Here is an 18,270-nt window from a genome sequence, read left to right as displayed (position 1 = left end):
TTTGCGAACAAACAGTCATAATTCATAGTATAATGAACTGTTTCGCTCCATTCAAGAGGGGACAAACCCGATGGCAGATTTCCGCTCCAGTGGGCAAAAAAAGGGGCTGACCCAAAAGGTTGTTTTTCCTTAAATAAAACGTACGCTCATATTCCTGCATCTTTTGTCCCACCAAAGAAAAAAGCGCCCTCGCAAACTTGCGATTTAGGCGCTTTTTCTCATTTTTCACTTCGCCACCCAGCCAAGCAGCATTTCCCGCACAAGCTTGCTCGCCGTATTGGCCGTTTGTTCCGAGTGGTCGTAAATCGGCGCGACTTCCACCAAATCGGCGCCGACAACGCGGACGTCGGAGCGGGCGATCTCATGGATCGCGGCTAGCAGCTCTTTTGACGTAATGCCGCCGGCATCGACCGTCCCAGTGCCTGGGGCATGAGCGGGATCAAGCACATCGATGTCAATCGTCACATACACCGGACGGCCAGCGAGCTTCGGCAACACGGAGCGGAGCGGTTCAAGCACCTCAAACTTGGCGATGTACATACCGTTTTCTTTCGCCCACTCAAACTCCTCTTTCATCCCGGAACGGATGCCGAACGAAAAGACATTCGTCGGGCCGATCAAGTCAGCGACTTTGCGGATTGGCGTCGCGTGCGACAGCGGCTCGCCTTCGTAATGTTCGCGCAAGTCGGTATGGGCGTCCATGTGAATGACGGCCAAATCCGGGTAATAGTCGTACACCGCTTTGATGACCGGCCAAGAGACGAGATGTTCGCCGCCGAGGCCGAGCGGAAACTTGCCGGCGTCAAGCACCTTTTTCACGAACTGCTCAATCAGCTCTAAACTGCGGGCCGCATTGCCAAACGGCAGCGGAATGTCTCCAGCGTCAAAGTAGCGGATGTCTTTGAGTTCGCGGTCCAAATATGGGCTGTACTCCTCAAGCCCGATTGACACTTCGCGGATGCGGGCCGGGCCGAACCGCGAACCGGGCCGGTAGCTGACCGTCCAGTCCATCGGCATCCCGTAAATGACGGCTTCGCTTTCTTCAAAATTCGGATGGCTGCCGATAAACACGTTGCCCGAATAGGCTTCATCAAATCGCATCGCCTGCGCCCCCTTACTTCGTTAAATCCGCGACAAATTTTGGCAAGACGAAACACGCTTTGTGCAATTCTTTCGTGTAATATTTCGTCTCAATGTCATGGAACCGGTCGTCGCTCACAGCGAGCGGGTCGTATTGTTTCGAGCCGAGCGTAAACGTCCAGAGCCCGCTCGGATACGTCGGAATGTTCGCCGTATACAAACGGGTGATCGGGAAAATTTCTTTCACATCGCGGTAGACGTTGCGGATCAAGTCTGCTTTAAACCACGGATTGTCCGTTTGGGCGACGAAAATGCCGTCTTCCTTCAACGCGTTGGCGATGCCGGCATAAAACCCTTTTGTGAACAAGTTGACCGCCGGGCCGACCGGTTCGGTTGAGTCAACCATAATGACGTCATACTCGTTTTCGCTTTTGGCGATATGCATAAACCCGTCATCGACTTTCACTTCGACGCGCGGATCGTCGAGTTTTCCGGCAATTTCCGGCAAGTATTTTTTCGAGCACTCGATCACTTTGCCGTCGATTTCCACAAGCGTCGCTTTTTTGACGCTTGGGTGCTTCAGCACTTCACGAATGACGCCGCCGTCGCCGCCGCCGACGACAAGCACGTTTTCCGGATTGGGGTGGGTGAACAACGGCACGTGGGCGACCATTTCATGATAGACGAACTCGTCTTTTTGCGTCGTCATCACCATGCCGTCTAGAATGAGCATGTTGCCAAACTCCGCCGTTTCGACCATATCAAGTTTTTGGAACGGCGTCTGTTCTGTATGTAAAGTGCGGATGATGCGTGCGGTGATGCCAAAATGCTCCGTTTGCTTTTCGGTAAACCAAAGTTCCATTCGGTAACATCCTTTCTCCGAGCGTTGCTTACTATACAAGTTTTCCTTAGCCAACGAAAAACTAAACATGAAAAAGTATAGAGCAATCTAGCAAAAATGCAAGAGGAACAAGTTTAAAATAAAAAATTTTTTTTCATACTGGTAAGAAAAAGCGGAAAACCTCGCTGGCGAAGCCTTGACAAAAGCAAGGCGGCGCATTCAGCCGGGCGTCCGCCCGCATGTCTAAAACAACGCCAAAACCGTTGAGGTGATGCGCAATGGAACCGATCCCGGGCAGCCGTTTTCGCGGCACGTGGAAATATGTGCGCGCCGCCGTCTTTATCGGCTTTTTTCTCGCCATCTTTGCCTTCACCGCTCTCGGGAGCTTTGTGTTGTTCGCGAAAATCGAAGGCGCCCCGCCGGTCGCCGTGCCGCAGACGACGATTTTTTATGCGGACGACGGCCGCAAAATCGGGGAAAGCGACCATGGACAAAAGCGGTACTGGGTTCATCTCGGTGACATTTCCCCGCACGTCATCGAGGCGACGATTGCCGTTGAGGACCGAAAGTTTTACGAACACCACGGATTTGACTTGAAACGGATCGCCGGCGCGGTGCTCGCCAATCTCGAGGCCATGGACAAAGTGCAAGGAGCGAGCACGATCACCCAGCAATATGCACGCAACTTGTTTTTAACACATGAGAAAACGTGGTCGCGAAAAATCCAGGAAGCGCTGTACACGATCCGCCTTGAAGCCAATTACAGCAAAGAAAAAATTTTAGAAGGCTATTTAAATACGATTTACTACGGCCATGGCGCCTACGGCATCGAGGCAGCAGCGCGCTATTATTTCGGCAAGCACGCGAGCGAACTGACGCTGAGCGAGGCGGCGATGCTCGCCGGCATTCCGAAAGGGCCGTATTACTACTCGCCGCTTGTCAACGAGGCGCGGGCAAAAGCGCGGCAAAAAATCGTGCTCACCTCCATGGTGGAAGCCGGCTACATCAGCCGCGAAGAAGCGGAGCGGGCGTACCGTGACAAGCTCGTTTACATCCGCCACCGCGAACGAGAGCAGCCTGTGGCCCCGTATTTCCAAGATGTTGTGAAACAGCAGCTGCGCACGAAGCTTGGCCTTGATGAGCGGACGATTGAGCTCGGGGGGCTGCGCGTCTACACAACGCTCGACCGACGCCTGCAGCGAATCGCCGAAGAACAAGTTAAGCAAGTCATCAGTCCCCATTCTGCCATCCAGGCGGCATTGGTGGCCATGGATCCGCGCACAGGGGAAGTAAAGGCGCTCATCGGCGGACGCAACTACGAAGAAAGCCCGTTCAACCGCGCTGTGCAAGCGGAACGCCAGCCGGGGTCGACGTTTAAACCGTTTTTGTATTACGCGGCGATCGAGCAAGGATTCACCCCGTCGACGCAACTGCGCAGCGAACTGACCACCTTTACGTTTGACGGGGGCCGGGCGACGTATACGCCGCATAACTACAACGACTATTACGCGGACGGACCGATTACCCTTGCCCAGGCGCTCGCGGTCTCCGACAACGTTTTCGCCGTCAAAACACTGCAGTTTATCGGCGCGGATAAACTCATTGAGACAGCGAAAAAACTCGGCATTACGAGCCGGTTGAAGGCCGTGCCGTCACTCGCCCTTGGCACATCGCCGGTGAAAATGATCGACATGGTCGCCGCATACAGCACGCTCGCCAACTACGGCAAAAAAACGGACCCGGTGTTCATTAAAAAAGTCGTCGACGCGAACGGAAACGTGCTGTATGAACATAAGCCGGAGAGCCGGCAAGTGCTCGACCGCGACGCAGCGTTTGTGACGACCCATTTAATGACCGGAATGTTCGACCCAAAGCTTAACGGCTATACGACCGTCACCGGGCAATCGATCGCCGATGAAATGACGCGCCCGTACGCCGGCAAGTCCGGGACGACGAAAACGGACAGCTGGATGATCGGCTTCGCCCCGCAGTTGGTCGCCGGCGTCTGGACCGGCTACGACCGCGGCGAAACGATGAGCCGCTTTGACGAAAAGCAATACGCGAAACAAATATGGATCCGCTTTATGGAGAAAAGCCTCGCCGGCGAGCCGAAAAAATCGTTCAAGCCGACCAAAGGCGTCATCGGCGTCTACATCGACCCGCAAAACGGCAAGCTGGCGACCGATTCGTGCCCAGTGAAGCGGAAAACGTATTATATCGCTGGCACAGAACCGGTTGACTATTGCACCGATCATGTAAAAGAGGAGAAGAAGAAAAAAGAAGACGGAAAAAGCTGGTTCGAGAAATGGTTTCCATGGTTTTAAACAAGAAAATCCCCTGCGTTTGCCCGCAGGGGATTTTCTTGTCCTAGTTTTCCTGTGTTATACATGTAGATTTAGTTTATCCTTTTTTCCAGATAAGAACAAGCCCTTAGGCAAACATGTTCACAAAACCGTCACAATTCGCCTTCGAGTCCTTTTTTCAGTTCATCGCTCGAGCGGTTCCACATCCCGATGTCGTGGCCTTTCAAAAAGTCGGCGAGCACCCGCTTCGACTTAGCGTCCATATGATCGACGATGATATGCCGTTTCAGCGATTTATCGAGCCGGTTCACATGTTCCGGCAATAACTTATAACCGCGGCGCGCCTCACGGTCGATCGTCATTTCGCACGCCGTCACCCCGGCGTAATACGGACCGTCCTCGCGGCGCTCGATCGTCACCCAGACGATCCAATACGGCTTGCCGTTTGGCACGGCGGAGCGATCCGGCAAAAACTTGATGCCGCGCTCAACAGAGCTGCGGGCATGCATCGCCCCCATATCAACGAACGCTTCACCCGCTTCGACGTCAATGATGACCGGCGACACGTTTTCTAGGCTCAACGCCCCGGCGCCAAAGCCGCGGTGCCCGTCGGTCGGGTCGTCTTTGATGATATTAAAGCCGATGTTTTTTTTCTTTTTTTGCTCCATCCGCTTGTTCCTCCTTCCTACATAAACAAGCTGGCCACAAGTGACTGCAAGTTCTCAAGCACAAACGGCAGCGCCACTTGAAACACCGGCTCAATCGTATAGCGATCGAGCGGCGTCAGCACGAGAACAAGGAAAATGAGCGCCCCGTACGTTTCCCACTGCGTCATTTTCGCCCGCAGCCCATCCGGGGCCAAGTCTTCAATAATACGATACCCATCAAGCGGCGGAAACGGCAATAAATTAAACACAAACAAGACGGCGTTCAAGCTGATAAAAATTTGGAAAAACAGATCAAACCCGGCCGCAAACCAATCCGGCAGCGCCCGCATGATGCCGAAATCGATCATGGCGTACCAAATGACAAATCCAAGCGCGGCAAGCACGAGGTTGCTCAGCGGTCCGGCAACCGAGACGAGAATGCCGGCAAGGCGCGGATTTTTGAAATAAAAGCGATTGACCGGCACCGGGCGCGCCCAGCCAAACCCAGCGAGAAAAATCAGCAGGGTGCCAAGCAAATCCAAATGGGCAAACGGTGACAATGTCAGCCGTCCCTCGTTTTTCGCCGTCGGATCGCCGAACTTGTAGGCGACGTATGCATGAGCGAACTCATGCACGGAAAACGCCAGCGCCAGCGTCAACAGCACGTACGGAATTTCGCTTAACGAATACGGCAAAATGTGTTCCACTTGATTAACTCCTTTTCCCCTGTATTCACTATCCTTAGTATACATGATTTACCGCCAAAAGTGGACTGAACTTCACCGTTCCATGGTATAATAAGCGCGACAGCACTCGACAAGGAAATGGGGGAATGATGATGCCGTATGTCACGATCAAAATGCTCGCCGGCCGCACGGACGAGCAAAAGAAAGCGCTGGTGGAAAAAGTGACCGACGCCGTTGTAGAAACGACAGGAGCAAAAAAAGAGACCGTTGTTGTGTTCATCGAGGAAATGACGAAAGACCATTACGCCATCGCTGGAAAACGGCTGAGCGACGCGGAGTAACAAACAGGGGGACGCCATCGGGCGTCCCCGTTGCTTTTTGAAATAAAAACGAATATTATTATAGTTGTCTTTCATATTGTTCGCCTTTAGGAGGTTGCCTATGATTCGTCTTCCACACCGTGCCAGCAATCGCAAAACAGAGGTTCTCGCTGGCCTGACGACCTTTTTCACCATGGTGTACATCATCGTCGTCAATCCGGTCATCTTATCAGACGCCGGCGTCCCGTTTGAACAGGCGTTCACCGCCACCGTCATCGCGACCGTCGTCGGCACGCTATGGATGGCCATCTTTGCCAACTATCCGATCGCCATTGCCCCCGGCATGGGGCTGAACGCGTATTTTGCCTATTCCGTCGTCGGCTCGCACGGCGGCATTTCGTACGAAACCGCGTTTTCCGCTGTGTTTGTCGCGGGATTGCTGTTTTTGTTGCTGTCGCTCACCCCGCTCCGCAGCAAGCTGATCGAAGTGATCCCCGACAGCTTAAAACACGGCATCACCGCCGGCATCGGGCTGTTTATCGCCTTTATCGGCCTGCGGCTGACCGGAATTATCCAAGCCCATCCGCAAAATTTGGTCGCGCTTGGCAACTTGCATGCCCCGTCGGCCGTGTTGACGCTCATCGGCCTGGCGGTGACGCTCGTTTTCATGATGCGCGGCGTCAACGGCGCGCTCTTTTACGGCATGGTCGCGACCGGCGTCATCGCCTACGCGACCGGGCAGCTTCACTTTGACAAAGGTATCGTCTCGCTGCCGTCGCTGCCGGAAGGGCTTGTCGCCGCCAATCCATTGACGGCCGTTGGCGATGTCATCAGCCACAGCTTGTACGCTGTCGTCTTTTCCTTTTTGCTTGTCACGCTCTTTGACACGACCGGCACGATGATCGGCGTCGCCCAGCAAGCGGGACTGATGAAAGGAAACACACTGCCGCGCGCCCGCGAGGCGCTCTTGGCCGACTCCGTCGCGACCACGATCGGCGCCATGTTCGGCACGAGCCCGACATCGGCGTACATCGAGTCGTCAACCGGCGTCGCCGCCGGCGGCCGCACCGGCTTGACCGCGCTCACGGTCGCCGTCTTGTTCATCGCAGCCGCCTTTTTCAGCCCGCTTGTCGGCGCCGTCGCCGGGCTTTCTGCCATCACCGCCCCGGCGCTCATTGTCGTCGGCAGCTTGATGATCAGCAACATCGCCCATATCAATTGGCGCGAACTGGACGAAGCGTTCCCAGCCTTTCTCATCATCTTAAGCATGCCGCTCACGTCCAGCATCGCGACCGGCATCGCGCTCGGCTTCATCTCGTACCCGCTCTTAAAAATCGCCCGCGGCCGCTGGCGCGATGTGCCGTTGCTGCTGTACGTGCTTGCCGTGCTGTTCTTTTTGCAGCTGGCGTTTTTGCCGCATTAATCCAAAAGAAGAAGGTGTCCCGGAAACAATGGGACACCTTTTCGTCTATGGCCAGCTGATGGTGTGTTGAAACAGTGTTTTTCATCTTCCCTACACACAAGCGCCCTTGTTGCAACGGCTCCGCAGCGCCTCAATATACGCATACGCCTCTTCGATCTCGTCCTCCGTATAGCGCTGCTTGCTTTTTACGACAGCGATTTTCTCTTTTACCTCATCTTTTGACAAATGTTCAAAATAGAGCACCGTGGAGACAAGCTCCAAAAAGCGTGCGTTTTGTCCGTTCATCGCCTGCATGCATTCGGCAAGGCCCGGCATCTCCCAGTCGTAATGGCGCAAAAACTGTTCGCCCGCTTCGGTCAGTGTATAGCGGTATTGCACATAGCCGCTCTTTTTCTCTTTCACTTCATGCAAAAAGCCGAGCGCGCACAGCTCTTCGATGCGGCACGTCAACTCTTCCGAATACGGGCCGTAAAAGTGGAAGTCGAACTTCTCATAAAACGGAAAGTCGAGCTTTTTGGCGATGTAAATCATTTTTTGCAGCTTTTTGCGGCCCGCTATTTCCCCGGCGGCCGCCAACGCCTTCATCACTTTCGCATGCTCTGTGAGCACTCTCCGTCATCTCCTAACCCTTTAAAATTTCCATAATCTTTTTCTTCACTGTCCGCTTCGTCGACAAGTCTTCCAGGAAATCAGCGGGGAAATAGAGCTTATGGTCGGTGCGCCGCTTGCCGGAAATGGCGTCAACCAACACCGATTCGCGCGACAGCTCGCGCAGCTCCCCGTTTGGCATCAACAAATAAATCGGCAGGCGCTCGCCTTCCTCGCCCGGCCGGTAAAAATCGTACGGCAAGTCGGACGATGAATCGACGACCAAGTAATAGTCTGGATCGATCCCGGCCTTTTTGAACAAGCCGGTCAGCTCGATCAGCTTCGCCATTTGCTCGTTCGTCGGATGGAACTCCGTATATTTGAACAGGCGGCGGTGGACAAACCGCCGGCACAAATCGCTTAAAATCGGATCTCGCTCATATTGCCATTGCTGGAAGTAAAACAGGATGATCGCTTCATCGAGCGCCAAATAGTCGCCGAGCGTTACATGGCCGGCAAAAAACGATAAAAAATGGGTTGGCTTCGTCGCAAACGTATACCCGTCCTCGTACAGCTTTTTCGCCCGATGCAAAATTTTCGTCAAAATGACTTCCGCACTGCGCGTCACAGGATGGAAATACACTTGCCAATACATTTGGTAGCGGCTCATAATGTAATCCTCGACCGCATGCATGCCGCTTCGTTTGATGACGACTTGGTCTTCGCGCGGGCGCATGACGCGCAAAATGCGCTCCATGTCAAAATAGCCGTAGCTGACGCCGGTGTAGTACGCATCGCGCAGCAAATAATCCATCCGGTCGGCGTCAATTTGGCTCGAAATGAGGCTCACCACAAGCTTGTTCGGGTACGTTTTGGCGATCACTTCCGCCACTTTTTGCGGAAAATCGTCGCCCACTTCGCGCAAGGCGGCGTTCACTTCTGTATCGCCTAAAATGATGGCCTGTGTAAAATCTTCGTGGTCGAGGCGAAACACCTTTTCAAATGAATGGGAAAACGGGCCGTGCCCTAAATCGTGCAAGAGTGCCGCGCATAGGCAAAGAAGGCGCTCGCTATGATCCCAATGATCGCGGCCGACAAACACGTCGTCAATGATGCGGCGGATGATTTCGTAAACGCCGAGCGAATGGTTAAACCGGCTGTGCTCGGCGCCGTGAAACGTCAAATATGTCGTGCCGAGCTGCTTGATGCGGCGCAGGCGCTGAAATTCTTTTGTGCCGATCAAATCCCAAATCACTTTGTCGCGAACATGTATATATCGGTGCACCGGATCTTTAAACACTTTTTCTTCGTCAAGCTGCCCGCCGGAATACATCGCATCCTCCTCTTCCGTCTCCAACATACATCTATTATACGCCGTTTCTTTTGGCAAAGAAATAGTTGACTTTTTTCTCCGTCTTTCTCCATTATTGACGGAAAAAACAAAAAATCACCTTCTTTCGGCAAAGAAGGTGATCGGTTATCGCTTTTTCAACCTTTCGGCAATTTTATCAATCAGTTCGTCTTCCGTCAGCGCCGCCACCGGACGGTTGTTGACGAAGGCAAACGTCTTTTTCCGCCCTGGGCCGCAATACGACTGGCAGCCGATTTTGATGACCGCATCCGGATCAAGCTTTTTCAAGCGCGGAATCAATGTTTTTAAATTCGGCGCCTTGCAGTCGTCGCAAACGCGAAACTCATTCGCCATCACTCGTCATCCCTTTCCGCAGCGTTTGCTTTGTGTATTCTACCGCTTTTGCCGGAAAATTGCAAGTTGGCATGCTTTCACCCTTGTAATTTGCCAATCCCATAAACTTGCAACGTATAATTTTTTTCCTTTTGGTCCACCCTTTTACTAGCATGGGAAAAAGGAGTGGAGAACAATGAAACAACGGCAAGACGCTTGGACGGAAGAAGACGATTTATTGTTGGCAGAGACCGTATTGCGCCATGTGCGTGAAGGGAGCACCCAGCTGAACGCCTTTGAAGAAGTCGGCGACAAGCTAAATCGGACATCGGCCGCCTGTGGCTTTCGCTGGAATGCCGTCGTCCGCCATCAGTACGAAGAAGCGCTGCAGCTGGCGAAAAAGCAGCGAAAAGAGCGGCTGCGGCTGCTGGCCAAACAAGGCGGCGCGAAAAAGCGGCGCCTGTATGAACCACCGATGCCGTCATTGGAGGAGTTGGGCGATGTGATGCAGCTGCCAGCTGTCGTCCCATCCTCTCCGCCGCAACAAGTGACGCTGGATCAAGTGATCGCTTTTTTAAAAACGTTCCAATCCCATGAGCGGAAACGGGAGGCGCTGATCAAAGAAAACGAGCGGCTGCGCCGCGAAATTGACGAACTAAAGCAAAAAAATAAAGAACTTGAAGAAAAGGTTGCGAAATTAGAAGAAAATTCGTCGACCGTCCAAGAAGATTTTGAGACGCTCGTGAAAATCATCAACCGAGCGCGCAAAATGGTGTTAAAAGAGGAAGAAGAGCGGGGACTGACCTTCCGCATGGACCCGAACGGCAACTTGGAAAAAATCGCGGAGTAAATAAAATTAAGGATGCCCTGTCCATGGCTGCGCCTTGATCGCACTCTCTCCGGTGCGGCCGAGACACGGAGCATCCTTTTTGCCTGCCGGCGGCGTCAGGCGATGAACGCAGGCTCTTGCTGCTGGGCGGACCGCCCCCTTATTCTCCTGCTAGGAGCTCGCCCTTGAGCGCCGTTTCATTCCGCTCGACGATGCGCGCCCAATACTGCTCATACCAATTCCATTCGCCGTTCTCGAGGGCAGACGAATATAGCTCGCCGCCAAACGACTGCAGCGTGCGCCAAAGGGCGACAAGCAGCTCATCGATCGACAACTCGCAGCCGAGAAGCTCAGACAGCGACGCCATGACAGCTGGGACAACATCGGGGTAGGCGAATTTCGTTTTCTCTCCTTGGCGGCCGAGCTCATAAAAGCGGCGAATAAGCTCAGCCCGCGCGGCTCCACTCCCGTTGACGCAAAGGTAGATTTGCACGGCAACGCCGCCGCGCACCCGTCGCTGCGAAATGCCGGCAAATTTTTTGCCTCCTATGCTCAAATCATAACTCCCAGGGCAATAGGAACCAACCACTTCCCCCGCCTCAACGCGGGCGCCGTATGAGGCAAGCATGGCGGCCATGAGCGCGTACATCGCCTCATACCCTTGCTCGATGGCAATCGTGTTTTTCGTTTCCGGAAAAATGAGCGAAATATTCAACACCCCGCTGTCAAGGACAACGGCCAGCCCGCCGGAATTGCGGACGACGACGCGGTATCCTTCCTTATGCAAAAACGAAACCGCTTCGTGGAAATGGGGAAGTTTTGTATCCGCAATACCCAACACGATGGTGTCGTCATGCACCCATGTGCGGACGACCGCATCCGACTGTCCCGCACCAACCGCGGTGCATAATGCATCATCGATGGCAAACGATTGTTTCGCATCAAACAGCGGACCGAAATGCGACTGGTCGATGACCCGCCATTTCGGCTGCCGCAGCAATTCATGGCTCATCGCAGCAAACCCCTTACGTTGAACGTTCCGCTCTCATTATACCACATCAAACTGGAACGATTACGGCCATTAAAAAAGAAAGCGGCTAAACAGCAGCCAGCCGCCTTCTTTGACACGAATCCATGCATGAAACAAGAGATCGCCCATTCTTTGGCAAAACGAACCGGTTCCGACTCCTCTTGCTCAGTTCGCCGCCTCTTTACTCCCCAAGCGACTGCGCCGCGGTGATGAGCGCGAGCTTGTAGGCGTCTTCGGCGCTGCAGCCGCGCGATAGGTCGTTCACCGGCTTGTTCAGCCCTTGCAAAATCGGGCCGACCGCTTCAAAGCCGCCAAGGCGCTGGGCGATTTTGTAGCCGATGTTGCCCGCCTCAAGGCTCGGGAAAATAAAGACATTTGCGTCCCCTTGAATGACCGAGTCCGGCGCTTTCTTTTTCGCCACCTCTGGCACAAACGCGGCGTCAAATTGAAACTCACCGTCAAGGATCAGATCCGGCGCCATTTCTTTCGCCAACCGCACCGCCTCAACGACTTTTTCCGTCTCCGGCGACGAGGCCGACCCTTTCGTGGAAAAGCTTAACAGCGCTACGCGCGGCTTAAGGCCGAACATTTTGGCCGTCCGGGCGCTCTCGACCGCGATTTCAGCCAAATCATGACTGTTAGGAGCAATGTTGATGGCGCAATCGGCAAACACATATTTTTCGTCGCCGCGCACCATGATGAACACGCCGGACGTTTTGCCAACGCCTGGCTTCGTTTTAATGATTTGCAAGGCTGGTCGGACCGTATCCGCCGTCGAATGTGCCGCCCCGCTGACGAGGCCGTCGGCCGCTCCCGTATAAACGAGCATCGTACCGAAATAGTTTTCATCGAAAAGCAACTCGCGCGCCGTTTCTTCTGTCACTTTCCCTTTGCGCCGCTCCACAAACGCCGAAACCAGCTCATCAAACCCGCCGTAGCGGCGCGGGTTGACAATCTCCACCCCTTCAAGCGGCAAGCCAAGCGCAGCTGCTTTCACCCTTATCGCTTGCTCATCGCCAAGGACGATCGGCTGAAGCACTTGCTCCGTCGCCAAACGGCTCGCCGCCGTTAAGATGCGGTCATCGGTTCCCTCCGGAAACACGATTTTTCGACCCGTATCGGTTACTTTCGCTTTTAATGCCGTAAATAAATCGGTTGTCACGATCCAATCCTCCTTATGCTAGGCCAGCCTGCCCCGGTTAAGGCACGCCCGGCTCATTTCGGCATCCACAAGCCATTTCCACTATTAAGCATACCGCTTCTCGCCAGAAACGCAACGCAGGTAAGCCTTTACAACAAATAATTCACCTTTTGCCACAATTCAGTCTACTTCCACTTTGATGCGCTGATAGCCGCTTTTTTGGGCAAACTGTGATATAGTGATACTGTACAATTTGTTGATAAGGAGTGACGATGATGAGCGAAGCGGCCCAAACGTTGGACGGTTGGTATTGTTTGCACGATTTCCGCACGATCGACTGGAGCGCGTGGAAAATACTTCCAAACGAAGAGCGCGAGGCAGCGATCAGTGAGTTTTTAGCGCTTGTCGACCAATGGGAGACGACGGAAAGCGAGAAGCAAGGAAGCCATGCCGTCTACACGATCGTCGGGCAAAAAGCCGATATTTTGTTCATGATTTTGCGGCCGACGCTGGATGAGCTGCATGAAATCGAAACAGCGCTTAACAAAACGAAACTCGCCGACTATTTATTACCTGCGTATTCGTACGTTTCAGTCGTGGAGTTGAGCAACTACTTGGCGTCCGGCAGCGAAGATCCGTACCAAATTCCAGAGGTGCGCCGCCGTTTGTATCCAATTTTGCCGAAAACGAACTACATTTGCTTCTATCCGATGGACAAGCGGCGCCAAGGCAACGACAACTGGTACATGTTGTCGATGGAACAGCGGCGCGAACTCATGCGCGCCCACGGCATGACCGGCCGAAAATACGCCGGCAAAGTGACGCAAATCATCACCGGCTCCGTCGGCTTGGATGATTTTGAATGGGGCGTCACCTTGTTTTCAGATGATGCACTCCAGTTCAAAAAGCTCGTCTATGAAATGCGCTTTGATGAAGTGAGCGCCCGCTTTGGCGAGTTTGGTTCATTTTTCGTCGGCACTCGCTTGTCGGTGGAAAAAGTTCCTTCGTTCTTCCATGTATAAAAAAGAGGGGCCCAAACGCGGCAGGGCCCCTTCGCTTATTTTCCTGTTCTTCAAGCAACCGGCGAGCTCCTCCCCCTGAAAGGTCAGCCAAACGAGCGATTTCTTCCGCCGTCATCCCTTTGCACATCATGTTACGGGTCTTTCTTGCGCAACGGGTTTCCCTTTTTGGTCAACCTCCCCTGTTTCTGTCATATCCAGCCCAACTGCCCCATACATATAAATCAGAAATTCCTCCGAGAAATCGCCTGTCTGTCTGTCACCATTTTCCTGTTCCATCAATAGCCTATTACTGTCGAAATTCACAACGACTGAGGTGACGATATGGGTCAGATCGCTCCCTCCATTGTAGCCCACACAGAAGAGGAAGTGAAGTTGTTGGCTCGGCTCATGCGAGCCGAAGCGGAAGGAGACGGGCGGCTTGGGATGCTCATGGTCGGCAACGTCGGCGTCAACCGCGTCATCGCCGACTGCCTTGACTTCCGCGGCATCCGCTCTATCCGGCAAATGGTGTTTCAAAGCCCGGGCGGCTTTGAGGCGGTGCAAAAAGGGTACTTTTACCAACGGGCGCGCGAAGTGGATATAGGCCTAGCCCGCCAAGTGCTCCGCGGTTGGCGCTACCACCCAGCGACAAACGCCCTTTGGTTTTTTAAACCACCTGAAGGTCAACCGTGCCCACCGCAATGGTTTGGCCAGTGGAACGTCGGCCGCTACAAATCGCATTGCTTTTTTGCACCGACTCCATCCGACTGCCCACGTGTCTATTCTTAATATTGAGGAGGGTTCTTTATGCCGAACAATCCAGAAAATCAATTTTATCCACTTGATGAGGAGCAACAATCATTTTATTATTCGCCGTTCGGTCAAGAACGGCAACAACCGTATGCATCCTATCCATACGGCTATCCGTATCCGCAGCCGTACTATCCGGCGGCGTACCCGTATTATTACTATCCGCAAGCGGCTGCCGCTCCAACGATGACACCGGCGACAGCCGCCGCTCCGACGTTCGGTTTGCAGGCGCCGACGTTTACGGCCCCGACACCGATGCCGACCACCACCGGCCCATCGATTCCAGGGATGCTGCCGATTGAAGAATCGTACATTGAAAACATTTTACGGTTAAACAAAGGAAAAGTCGCCACTATCTATGCGACGTTTGAAAACAACCGTGAGTGGAATGCCAAGGTGTTTCGCGGCGTCATTGAAGCGGCTGGACGTGACCATGTCATTTTAAGCGACCCACAAACAGGCACACGCTATTTGATCCCGATGATTTACCTCGATTACGTCACGTTTGAAGGAGAAATCGCCTACGAATATCCGTTTGCCGGTGCCTCCGCCACGCCGCTCGCCTCCTATTCGCCGCGCTGAGTGCAAGCGCAAAACCGATGTTCGATGAGCAGGCTGCCCCAGGGTAGCCTGCTTTTTTTCATCCGATGCGACGTCCATCACAAGTTGCTGACGCCCAGTTGTTTATCATGGTGGCAAACGAAACAAAAAAGGTGCCTTCTATGATTGGGACGGCGCGTGATTTCCTGTTCGGGGTACACCTTGCCCGCGCTTCGCTTACAGCCATTTCAACGCCGCATAGCCGATCATCACCCAGGCGACCAAAAAAGCGACGCCGCCAAACGGAGTGATCGCGCCAAGCGGCTTAATCTGCGTTACACTTAATACGTACAAGCTCCCGGAAAACAACACGATGCCGGCGAACATCACCCAGCCCGCCGCACCGATCAGCCCGACATTTGGCGCCTTGCCAGCGAGCAATCCGACAACAAGCAGCCCTAATGCGTGGAACATCTGATATTGGACCGCCGTTTTCCAAATCTCCAAATAACGATCCGGAATCTTCCCTTCAAGCCCGTGCGCGCCAAACGCTCCCAACGCCACAGCCAAAAACGCATTGAGCGCGCCGAGGAAGATGAATGTTTTCATCGCGATCCCGTCCTTTCTGCCAAGCATTCCTCTCCCCATTATAAACGAGGATGCTCGCTAACAACAAATGAATAGTACCAACTCTTTCCCATTGATTACTCACACAACAAAATCCATTGACAAACTCGGCCAAATCGTCAATCCTTCTAAATAAGGGTATCACATGAATTTCATTCGGCAAGCATCCACATGCGGAAGGCAGGGGGTCATATGAAAATTGCGAAAGTCATCAACAATAACGTTATCAGTGTCATCGAAAACGGCCGCGAACTTGTCATCATGGGGCGGGGGATCGCCTTTCAAAAACGGCCTGGCGATGACGTTGATAAAGAAAAGATCGAGAAAGTGTTCAAACTGGAAAGCAAAGATATGATCAGCAAGTTTAAAGAACTGTTATATGAGGTGCCTCCCGAGTACGTCCATGTAACAGAGGAAATCATCCAATCCGCCAAAGAACAGCTCGGCAAAACGTTGAACGATATTATTTACATTTCATTGACCGATCATATTCATTTTGCCATTCAACGCCATCAACAAGGATTGCAAATCGTCAATCCTTTGCTTTGGGAGATTAAACGCATTTACAAACCGGAGTTTCGAATCGGGCTAAAAGCGCTGCAGATGATCCGTGACCGCCTTGGCATCGAACTGCCGGAAGATGAAGCCGGATTTATTACCATGCATATCGTCAACGCTGAACTGAATGAACAAATGGGCGACATCGTCACCATGACGAAAATCATTCAGGATATTTTAACGATTGTCAAATACCATTTTAAACTCGACCTTGATGAAGAATCGCTCAACTATTTCCGTTTCCTTACCCACCTAAAGTTTTTCGCCCAGCGTCTGCTTAGCAACACGTTGCTCAATCATGAAGAACATGACTTGTATCAACTGGTGAAGCAAAAATACCGCAAAGCGTACGAATGCACGAAAAAAATTAACGACTATATTCAGAAGACGCACTCCCGGATATTGACAGCGGAAGAGGAGCTATATTTAACCATTCATATCGACCGCGTCATCCGCCGCCATTAATTTTTATGGTTGACAACCATGAAAGCGCATGCTAGACTGGAGTCAGAAAATGAATATGAGTCAGACAATTAGGATTGTTACTGGTCATGCAGGCAAAACCTAAATTGTCTCGCCATCTTTTTCGCAGGCTTACTGCGTTTTTGGCGGGCAATTTAGGTTTTTTATTTTCATCTACAAAAGCAAGGAGGATCCATTGATGAAGTATGCTCATTTGAAACCGTTTCCAAATAACTTTTTGTGGGGCGGTTCAACATCTGCTTACCAAGTCGAAGGCGCATGGAACGAAGACGGAAAAGGGCCGTCGGTCATCGATATGGCCAAGCATCCGGAAGGAACGACCGATTTCAAAGTCGCGAGCGACCATTACCATCGGTATCAAGAAGATATCGCCTTACTCGCAGAAATGGGGTTTAAAGCATATCGCTTTTCCATCGCTTGGACGCGCATTTACCCGAACGGCGATGGGGAAGTAAACCGAAAAGGGTTAGAATTTTACAATCATTTAATCAATGAGATTGTCCGCCACGGTATCGAACCAATCGTGACGATCTATCATTTCGATTTGCCGTACGCCTTGCAAATAAAGGGCGGTTGGTCGAACCGGGCCACGATCGATGCGTTTGTCAACTACTGCCGGACACTGTTTGAACATTTTGGCGACCGTGTGAAGTATTGGTTGACCATTAACGAGCAAAATATGATGATCCTTCACGGGGAAGCCATTGGCATTGTCGATCCGGGCAGCAAAAACCCGAAAAAGGAGCTATACCAGCAAAACCATCATATGTTTGTCGCTCAAGCCAAAGCAATGGCACTTTGTCACGAAATGCTTCCTGACGCAAAAATTGGGCCGGCGCCGAACATTGTAACAATTTATCCGGCAAGCTCCAAGCCGGAAGATGTGCTTGCCGCCAACACGTATTCGGCAATCCGCAATTGGCTGTACTTGGACATGGCCGTTCACGGCCGCTACAACCCGACAGCGTGGGCATATTTAGAAGAAAAAGGGTATACTCCAGAGATTGCGGACGGCGATATGGACATCTTGCAAAACGCGAAACCAGATTTCATCGCCTTTAACTACTATACGTCGCAAACGGTGGCTGCTAGTGAAGGCGATGAGAGAGATATAAACCATACGGGCGACCAGCACATTACGATTGGCGAACCAGGCGTATACAAAGGCGCATCCAACCCAAACTTGGCGAAAAACGACTTCGGCTGGGAAATTGACCCGATCGGCTTCCGGACAACACTAAGGGAAATTTACGAGCGCTACCGGCTGCCGCTCATCGTAACCGAAAACGGGTTAGGAGCTTACGATCGATTAGAAGAAGGGGATATCGTGAACGACACGTACCGGATTGACTTTTTACGCAATCATATTGAGCAAATGCGTCTCGCCATCACGGACGGCGTCGACGTGTTCGGCTACTGCCCATGGTCAGCGATCGACTTAGTCAGCACCCACCAAGGCATCAGCAAGCGATACGGGTTCATTTACGTCAACCGCGATGAATTTGATTTGAAAGATTTGCGCCGCATTCGCAAACAAAGTTTTTACTGGTACCAACGGGTCATCGCCTCAAACGGCGAACAGCTTGACTAATCCGGATTGGGGAGGTTTTAGACGAGCTCATCAGGGGTGGCATAACATCGTCCTGTTGTGCATCTCCCCTCATTCATTACTCAAGGAG

At 52.6% G+C, this 18,270-nt stretch carries 19 protein-coding genes; 9 read left to right on the top strand and 10 right to left on the bottom strand.

Going from position 1 to position 18,270, the window contains the following annotated elements; all coding sequences use genetic code 11:
* Positions 1-225 precede the first annotated feature (225 nt).
* Together speB and speE are read right to left on the bottom strand one after the other, a co-directional pair.
* The gene (speB, locus tag JCR24_RS07990) at positions 226-1,101 is read right to left on the bottom strand and encodes an agmatinase (RefSeq protein ID WP_238980436.1); all 876 of its coding nucleotides are present in this window, start codon (positions 1,099-1,101) and stop codon (positions 226-228) included.
* Positions 1,102-1,114: 13 nt separating this feature from the next.
* Positions 1,115-1,942, bottom strand: coding sequence for a polyamine aminopropyltransferase (gene speE / locus JCR24_RS07985; RefSeq protein WP_238980435.1), 828 nt, complete (start codon positions 1,940-1,942; stop codon positions 1,115-1,117).
* A 257-nt stretch (positions 1,943-2,199) separates the two neighbouring features.
* Here speE and JCR24_RS07980 point away from each other — a divergent pair, with 257 nt between their 5' ends.
* Positions 2,200-4,245, top strand: a complete 2,046-nt coding sequence (locus tag JCR24_RS07980) for a transglycosylase domain-containing protein (RefSeq protein ID WP_238980434.1) — start codon at positions 2,200-2,202, stop codon at positions 4,243-4,245.
* A 131-nt stretch (positions 4,246-4,376) separates the two neighbouring features.
* Here the strand turns inward: JCR24_RS07980 and JCR24_RS07975 are convergent, their stop codons facing one another.
* A complete protein-coding gene (locus JCR24_RS07975) occupies positions 4,377-4,892 on the bottom strand; it encodes a YwhD family protein (RefSeq protein ID WP_063330595.1) in 516 nt (171 codons plus the stop codon).
* A gap of 17 nt (positions 4,893-4,909) precedes the next feature.
* The gene (locus JCR24_RS07970) at positions 4,910-5,578 is read right to left on the bottom strand and encodes a site-2 protease family protein (protein ID WP_238980433.1); all 669 of its coding nucleotides are present in this window, start codon (positions 5,576-5,578) and stop codon (positions 4,910-4,912) included.
* A gap of 131 nt (positions 5,579-5,709) precedes the next feature.
* Here JCR24_RS07970 and JCR24_RS07965 point away from each other — a divergent pair, with 131 nt between their 5' ends.
* Together JCR24_RS07965 and JCR24_RS07960 are read left to right on the top strand one after the other, a co-directional pair.
* Positions 5,710-5,898, top strand: coding sequence for a 2-hydroxymuconate tautomerase (locus tag JCR24_RS07965; protein ID WP_238980446.1), 189 nt, complete (start codon positions 5,710-5,712; stop codon positions 5,896-5,898).
* Positions 5,899-5,998: 100 nt separating this feature from the next.
* On the top strand, positions 5,999-7,300 hold the full coding sequence (locus tag JCR24_RS07960) for an NCS2 family permease (protein ID WP_238980432.1): 1,302 nt from the start codon (positions 5,999-6,001) through the stop codon (positions 7,298-7,300).
* Between the two features lie 90 nt (positions 7,301-7,390).
* Here JCR24_RS07960 and JCR24_RS07955 read toward each other — a convergent pair whose 3' ends face one another.
* From JCR24_RS07955 to JCR24_RS07945, 3 genes are all read right to left on the bottom strand, one after another.
* A complete protein-coding gene (locus JCR24_RS07955) occupies positions 7,391-7,909 on the bottom strand; it encodes a YwgA family protein (RefSeq protein ID WP_015376081.1) in 519 nt (172 codons plus the stop codon).
* A gap of 13 nt (positions 7,910-7,922) precedes the next feature.
* Positions 7,923-9,221, bottom strand: a complete 1,299-nt coding sequence (locus JCR24_RS07950; RefSeq protein ID WP_095860278.1) for an HD domain-containing protein — start codon at positions 9,219-9,221, stop codon at positions 7,923-7,925.
* A gap of 144 nt (positions 9,222-9,365) precedes the next feature.
* Complete coding sequence (locus JCR24_RS07945) at positions 9,366-9,593, bottom strand: YuzB family protein (protein WP_011232879.1); 228 nt, start codon at positions 9,591-9,593, stop codon at positions 9,366-9,368.
* Between the two features lie 175 nt (positions 9,594-9,768).
* On the opposite strand from JCR24_RS07945, the gene JCR24_RS07940 reads away from it, so the two are divergent.
* Positions 9,769-10,422 (top strand): RsfA family transcriptional regulator, encoded by a 654-nt coding sequence (locus JCR24_RS07940; RefSeq protein WP_014196985.1) that lies wholly within the window; start codon positions 9,769-9,771, stop codon positions 10,420-10,422.
* Between the two features lie 139 nt (positions 10,423-10,561).
* Here the strand turns inward: JCR24_RS07940 and lipL are convergent, their stop codons facing one another.
* The gene (gene lipL / locus JCR24_RS07935; RefSeq protein ID WP_238980431.1) at positions 10,562-11,413 is read right to left on the bottom strand and encodes an octanoyl-[GcvH]:protein N-octanoyltransferase; all 852 of its coding nucleotides are present in this window, start codon (positions 11,411-11,413) and stop codon (positions 10,562-10,564) included.
* Positions 11,414-11,612: 199 nt separating this feature from the next.
* Entirely contained in the window at positions 11,613-12,593 is a 981-nt protein-coding gene (pta, locus tag JCR24_RS07930) for a phosphate acetyltransferase (RefSeq protein ID WP_015376084.1), read from the bottom strand.
* 254 nt (positions 12,594-12,847) lie between these two features.
* On the opposite strand from pta, the gene hemQ reads away from it, so the two are divergent.
* The 3 genes from hemQ to gerQ all read left to right on the top strand — a co-directional run bounded on the left by hemQ (position 12,848) and on the right by gerQ (position 14,965).
* Positions 12,848-13,594, top strand: a complete 747-nt coding sequence (hemQ, locus tag JCR24_RS07925; RefSeq protein WP_238980430.1) for a hydrogen peroxide-dependent heme synthase — start codon at positions 12,848-12,850, stop codon at positions 13,592-13,594.
* Between the two features lie 321 nt (positions 13,595-13,915).
* Positions 13,916-14,362, top strand: a complete 447-nt coding sequence (locus JCR24_RS07920; protein WP_011232884.1) for a cell wall hydrolase — start codon at positions 13,916-13,918, stop codon at positions 14,360-14,362.
* A gap of 18 nt (positions 14,363-14,380) precedes the next feature.
* Positions 14,381-14,965, top strand: coding sequence for a spore coat protein GerQ (gerQ, locus tag JCR24_RS07915; protein WP_044745350.1), 585 nt, complete (start codon positions 14,381-14,383; stop codon positions 14,963-14,965).
* A 195-nt stretch (positions 14,966-15,160) separates the two neighbouring features.
* Here gerQ and JCR24_RS07910 read toward each other — a convergent pair whose 3' ends face one another.
* A complete protein-coding gene (locus tag JCR24_RS07910; RefSeq protein WP_238980429.1) occupies positions 15,161-15,532 on the bottom strand; it encodes a DUF423 domain-containing protein in 372 nt (123 codons plus the stop codon).
* Positions 15,533-15,742: 210 nt separating this feature from the next.
* Here JCR24_RS07910 and licT point away from each other — a divergent pair, with 210 nt between their 5' ends.
* On the top strand, positions 15,743-16,573 hold the full coding sequence (gene licT, locus JCR24_RS07905) for a BglG family transcription antiterminator LicT (RefSeq protein WP_238980428.1): 831 nt from the start codon (positions 15,743-15,745) through the stop codon (positions 16,571-16,573).
* Positions 16,574-16,769: 196 nt separating this feature from the next.
* The gene (locus tag JCR24_RS07900) at positions 16,770-18,182 is read left to right on the top strand and encodes a glycoside hydrolase family 1 protein (protein ID WP_238980427.1); all 1,413 of its coding nucleotides are present in this window, start codon (positions 16,770-16,772) and stop codon (positions 18,180-18,182) included.
* The last annotated feature ends 88 nt before the right edge of the window (positions 18,183-18,270 follow it).

This window comes from Geobacillus sp. YHL, from assembly GCF_022341265.1.
Taxonomy (GTDB): Bacteria; Bacillota; Bacilli; order Bacillales; family Anoxybacillaceae; genus Geobacillus; species Geobacillus thermoleovorans.
The sequence above is the reverse complement of the archived record's forward strand: the minus strand, read 5'-3'. Positions and strand labels throughout refer to the sequence as shown.

Coding starts and splice junctions, on each gene's coding strand:
- licT (WP_238980428.1), top strand. CDS start 15,743: ATGAAAATTGCGAAAGTCATCAACAATAACGTTATCAGTGTCATCGAA.
- gerQ (WP_044745350.1), top strand. CDS start 14,381: ATGCCGAACAATCCAGAAAATCAATTTTATCCACTTGATGAGGAGCAA.
- JCR24_RS07975 (WP_063330595.1), bottom strand. CDS start 4,892: ATGGAGCAAAAAAAGAAAAAAAACATCGGCTTTAATATCATCAAAGAC.
- JCR24_RS07910 (WP_238980429.1), bottom strand. CDS start 15,532: ATGAAAACATTCATCTTCCTCGGCGCGCTCAATGCGTTTTTGGCTGTG.
- JCR24_RS07965 (WP_238980446.1), top strand. CDS start 5,710: ATGCCGTATGTCACGATCAAAATGCTCGCCGGCCGCACGGACGAGCAA.
- JCR24_RS07950 (WP_095860278.1), bottom strand. CDS start 9,221: ATGTATTCCGGCGGGCAGCTTGACGAAGAAAAAGTGTTTAAAGATCCG.
- JCR24_RS07940 (WP_014196985.1), top strand. CDS start 9,769: ATGAAACAACGGCAAGACGCTTGGACGGAAGAAGACGATTTATTGTTG.
- JCR24_RS07945 (WP_011232879.1), bottom strand. CDS start 9,593: ATGGCGAATGAGTTTCGCGTTTGCGACGACTGCAAGGCGCCGAATTTA.
- speE (WP_238980435.1), bottom strand. CDS start 1,942: ATGGAACTTTGGTTTACCGAAAAGCAAACGGAGCATTTTGGCATCACC.
- hemQ (WP_238980430.1), top strand. CDS start 12,848: ATGAGCGAAGCGGCCCAAACGTTGGACGGTTGGTATTGTTTGCACGAT.
- JCR24_RS07960 (WP_238980432.1), top strand. CDS start 5,999: ATGATTCGTCTTCCACACCGTGCCAGCAATCGCAAAACAGAGGTTCTC.
- speB (WP_238980436.1), bottom strand. CDS start 1,101: ATGCGATTTGATGAAGCCTATTCGGGCAACGTGTTTATCGGCAGCCAT.
- JCR24_RS07920 (WP_011232884.1), top strand. CDS start 13,916: ATGGGTCAGATCGCTCCCTCCATTGTAGCCCACACAGAAGAGGAAGTG.
- lipL (WP_238980431.1), bottom strand. CDS start 11,413: ATGAGCCATGAATTGCTGCGGCAGCCGAAATGGCGGGTCATCGACCAG.
- JCR24_RS07980 (WP_238980434.1), top strand. CDS start 2,200: ATGGAACCGATCCCGGGCAGCCGTTTTCGCGGCACGTGGAAATATGTG.
- JCR24_RS07900 (WP_238980427.1), top strand. CDS start 16,770: ATGAAGTATGCTCATTTGAAACCGTTTCCAAATAACTTTTTGTGGGGC.